Source organism: Roseibium sp. (genome assembly GCF_025698965.1).
Lineage (GTDB): Bacteria > Pseudomonadota > Alphaproteobacteria > Rhizobiales > Stappiaceae > Roseibium.
The window spans coordinates 1-4,606 of sequence record NZ_JAILWL010000500.1 but is presented as its reverse complement, the minus strand read 5'-3'; the positions used below and the strand labels follow the sequence as shown (position 1 = coordinate 4,606).

The 4,606-nt window shown below is 55.9% G+C and carries 2 protein-coding genes and 1 pseudogene; 1 reads left to right on the top strand and 2 read right to left on the bottom strand.

Annotated elements, in window-relative coordinates; genetic code table 11:
- Together K5905_RS28045 and K5905_RS28040 are read right to left on the bottom strand one after the other, a co-directional pair.
- Positions 1-667: acyl-CoA dehydrogenase family protein (locus tag K5905_RS28045; RefSeq protein ID WP_297590519.1), on the bottom strand; the 667-nt coding region annotated here is incomplete at its 3' end.
- 360 nt (positions 668-1,027) lie between these two features.
- Positions 1,028-1,489, bottom strand: a complete 462-nt coding sequence (locus K5905_RS28040) for a MerR family DNA-binding transcriptional regulator (RefSeq protein WP_297590517.1) — start codon at positions 1,487-1,489, stop codon at positions 1,028-1,030.
- 417 nt (positions 1,490-1,906) lie between these two features.
- Between K5905_RS28040 and K5905_RS28035 the strand changes: the two are divergent.
- A pseudogene (locus K5905_RS28035) lies at positions 1,907-4,606 on the top strand (hypothetical protein); the annotation flags it as partial.

The following is a 4,606-nucleotide window of genomic DNA, read 5'->3' as shown; positions in this document are numbered from 1 at the left end:
CTTCCGGCGCTCCCTCGATCCGGGCAAGCACCAGATGGATTATGTTTTCCACCATGTCGTGTTCGCCAGCGGAGATGAAGATCTTCGTCCCGGAAATCTTGTAACTGCCATCAGGTTGAGGAACGGCTTTTGAACGGATGAGACCGAGATCGGTACCGCAATGGGGTTCCGTGAGGTTCATGGTGCCGGTCCAAGTACCGGCAATCATGTTGGGCAGGTATTTTTGCTTCTGGTCGTCGGTTCCATGCAACGTCAGGGCCGCGACGGCACCGGCAGTCAGGCCTGGATACATTGAAAATGCCATATTCGCCGATGAAGCATATTCATTGAAGATGGTGGCAAGCGTGTGCGGCAAACCCTGTCCGCCGAAATCGGGATCTGCGGAAAGTGTTCCCCAACCGCTTTCACAAAATGCGTTATAGGCCTCTGAAAAGCCTTTGGGTGTTGTCACTTTTCCATCGTCATGACGGATGCAGCCTTCCTGATCACCGCTCTGGTTCAATGGTTGCAGAACCTCTTCGGCAAATTTGCCGCCTTCTCGCAGAATTGCTTCCACGAGATCGAGCGGGGCATCCGAAAAACCCGGCAAATTGGAATAGCGTTCATAGCCGAATACGTCTTTCAACAGGAAAAGCGTGTCTTCGACGGGCGCGGAATAGCTCGGCATGGAAATCCTCCCAGATCTGCCGGTTTGTTTGAACTTTACGTTTCCGTAAACGTCACCTTGAGCTGTATATACGCGTCTAATTCGTGTCCGGCAAGTGGTGTCCCTAGGGAAGGGATGACAAAAATTTTTGCCTAAAATAGGTCATTTGGCTAGTTTTTTGTGAGCTGGCTTTACGGATTCGTGTTTCCACGGTCAGTTTTTCAAATTTTCGTCAGAAGTGGCTTCGCACGTAGTATTGCGATTCTTAGCAAATGAGAGGTTGTGTGATATTGCGAAATGCAATCCAGGAGGGCGTGTGCCACAAAAAAAGCCGGCGCGTGAAGGCGCCGGCCATATTTGGAAACTGGTTGCCGGAATGGATCAGGCTTCTTCGGCTTCCTTCTGTTTCAGCATGCCGGAAACAATCTCCACTGTGCGGGAGAGTTCCTCGATTGCCTGCTCGATGTCCTTGCGCTGGTCTTCAAGTACGGCGATCTGTTCGTTGAATTTCGAGAGTGCCACCCTCAACTGGGTTACCTGACCGTCACGCAGATCATATAGGTCGAGCATGTCGCGGATTTCCGACAGGGAAAATCCGACCCGTTTGCCCATCAGCACCAGCTTGAGGCGCGCACGGTCGCGACGGTTGTAGATCCGGTTCAGGCCATCGCGTTTCGGGTTCAGGAGGCCTTTGTCTTCGTAAAACCGCAACGTCCGCAACGTGCAGTCGAATTCCTTGGCGAGGTCGCCAATGGAGAATTGGGTTTTTTTGGTGCTGTCATCGCTGGCAGACACCACGTCAACAAGATCATCTTCGTTCAGGATGGAAAGCGCTTCGCTCATAAGTAGTTACTCAATCTTCAGCCGTTCTCCGGCTCATTGTTGATGTTTTACGGTTCTGCGAAACCGGGGCCGAAGAATTTATCTTCGGCACATTACCGGTGATGAGGATGGTGCACAGTAATAGGCCGGTTTCTTGAACTCTATTTAGCTTACGTTTGCGTTAAGGTCCAGTGGCGTAAGCATTGGTCCTTATTGTTCGTTAACGATTGACGGGTGATTCGCCCGGAATTTTGGCTTCAATCATCTGTTTTCATTCGAAAACGGTGCATTTTCGCAAATAGCGAGACCGATTAACGCCCTGTTTACCCTAAGTCGACAAAGTCTATTAAAACGCTGCGTCTCGTCCCGTCTTTGCGCGAGAATAGGTGCAGCCTGCAAAATCCGCGGCCCGAAGGGCCGTAAATCCAGGGTCAAGATATGCCGGCTTGGAAGAAACACGAGGCAGGACGCCGCGGCCGCGATGCGTATGAAAGCGACGACTTTTATGAAACGCCGCATCGCGAACCGGCACGCAGCCGGATTGAAAGGCTGACACGCACTGCGACAGCCCTGGGTCCCGGACTTGATCCGCGCAGGAATAACGGCCGCGATGAAGACCTGGATGCAGTCGCCGACGAATTGGACAGACTGCTGTCCGCCCATGGAGACACTGTTGCGCATCGGCCGGAAGAGACGAGGCGATCAGCCCGGTCTTTCCCGCATCGCCGCGCGCCCATGCGCGAAACGGCAATGCCGTCTCGCGATGCAAGCATGGATGAAGTTATGGGAGCGCTGGACCGCCTGGACGAACAGGTTCAGGGTCTGGCGAACGCAGACATGCCTAGAGAAACTTTCCGACCTTCCTCATCGAGATCTGAACGGCGTCCGGGCCGCTACGCAATGGACAATCTGCCGGATGATGACGACTATGCCGACAGCTATTATTACGATGACGCCGAAGGTAATGATTACGACATTCACGACTATGCAAATCATCCGGCACGCATTCGCGAAACACGCGCACGCCGGGATGCGTCCATGCATGTCTACAAGGATCTGGGACGGCGCATTGACGCTCTGAGAGCACCGCAGGAACAAGCTCTCAATCAGGTGCGCGAGGAACTTGGGTCGCTCCGCGATGCGTTGGGTGGCATCAGCCGAGGCACAACCGAAACTGTCGGTCGCCAGAATGCCGAGTTGCGGCGTCTTGCCGATATGATCGAGCGTCTGCGTGCCGACAAGAAAAACGACCAGTTCGCCCGGGATGTCCGCAAAGAGGTCGCCGACCTCAAGTCAATGGTCGGACGCACCAATGTTGAAGGGGCCCTGCAAACGCTTGAGCATGGGTATTCCCATATTCTTCAGCGTCTTGATGAACTGTCCCGTGCGTCTGTCGACCCAAGGATCCTGAAAGGTGTCACGGCGCGGCTGAACGAGATCGAGGATGCGTTTGCCGCTCTGCCGCGTTCCGAGCACATGGTTGTTCTGGAAGACCGGGTCGTCAGCATTGCCGAACGCATGGAAGAGTTGCTGCAACGAAAGGGACATTCGGAAATCGAACCGCTTCGGGTGGAACTCAGAGAAGTTCGTGATTTCGTTGAGCAGATCGATATCAAGGGGCTGGTCGAAGGCATCGACGACCGCATGAAATTCGTCTCCGGCCGGCTGGACGACCTGGAAGTTCTGGCCAGGGAGCAACGTGGCCTGGACACGCGCCTGTCGGCTATGGAAGAGCGGATGCCGGAGCCGGAAACCATCAACCGGTTGCAGGGGCGTCTGGAAGACATTGTTGGCATGATGGCCGATGATAGGGCCAATCCGGCGGATCAGGAGCATTTGACTCAGGTCGATCAGCGCCTCAACGACATTGTCGATCGTCTGGAGCGCATGGAACAGGCCGGTCCTCTGCGTTCCGGCGATACCGAGGCTTTCGATGCCTTGGCGCAGCGTCTTGAAAAGATCTCTGGCAAGATTGACGCGATTGAAAAGAAAGCGTCCCGGCCGGTGCCGGTTCTCGACGCAGCGGCAATGCGCGCCGGAAATGGACAGGACAACAAGTTCCTGACTGATTTGCAGGATCGGTTGAACGTCCTGACGGAACGTCTCGAGCAGCCGCAGGATAATGTCACGGCGTCGGACCTGGACAAATTGCGCCAGGAAATCGGATCGATGCGGGCCAGCGTTGCTGCGCCAGTGTCGACCGAAGCTCTGGAAAAACGGATCTCCGACCTTGCGCAGATCGTTTCGAGTGGCGCGGACGCTACCGATGATGATCGGTTCGAGCAGTTGGGCGAGAAGGTTGCCGCTCTTGCCGAGCAAATCGAAAACACAACTGCGCAAACACACGACATTGAAAAGTTCTCACCGGTCCTGGAGCGAATAGAACAGAGCCTTCAGCAATCCCGATCCGAAGCAGTCGAGATCGCGAAACAGGCTGCACAGGAAGCCGTGGCGAGTGCCTCGGCGGGCGAGAGCGATCAATATGAAGAAGCGATCAATGCCCTTCAAGGGGACTTGCGGCGCCTTCTGGACGCTGCCGAGGGAAGCGAAGAGCGGACCCGCAATACATTTGACGGAGTGAAGTCGGTTCTCGGCTCGCTGACCGAGCGTCTGGACAACCTTGAGCGGATCGAGCCTCCGCGGAAAGAGCCTGTCGCAAGCGAGCCGCTGTCGGCTGCAGCAGAAAGCCTGACGTCCTACGACATTTTCTCGCCGCTCGATAACAAGGAGCAGGCACCGGCCTTCGTCAAAGCGCCGGAACATACGCCGGAAACCGACGAACCGCAGACCACGCTTTCAGACATGGAAGCCGAGCGACCAGAGAACCGCGCCAGGGATCGGAAGGCCGACTTCATCGCGGCCGCAAGGCGCGCGGCACAGGCTGCGTCCGCCGAAGCTGCCAAGCTTGAAAAGCAGCAAAAAACCGACACGGGCACCGAGGTTGCAGACGAGGAACGTGGCAAGGCACGGGTTGGCTGGCTGCGGAATGTTCTGAAGCGCGACAAGTCCAAAGGGGCAGAGGCCAAAGAGGAAGACGCCGCACCGTCGGATGATCTGGAACTCAGCTCCGAAGATGTCGCGGACACCGCATTCGAAGCACAGGATGCTCCGGTTCTGCCGGGTGATCGTCCGGCTCCT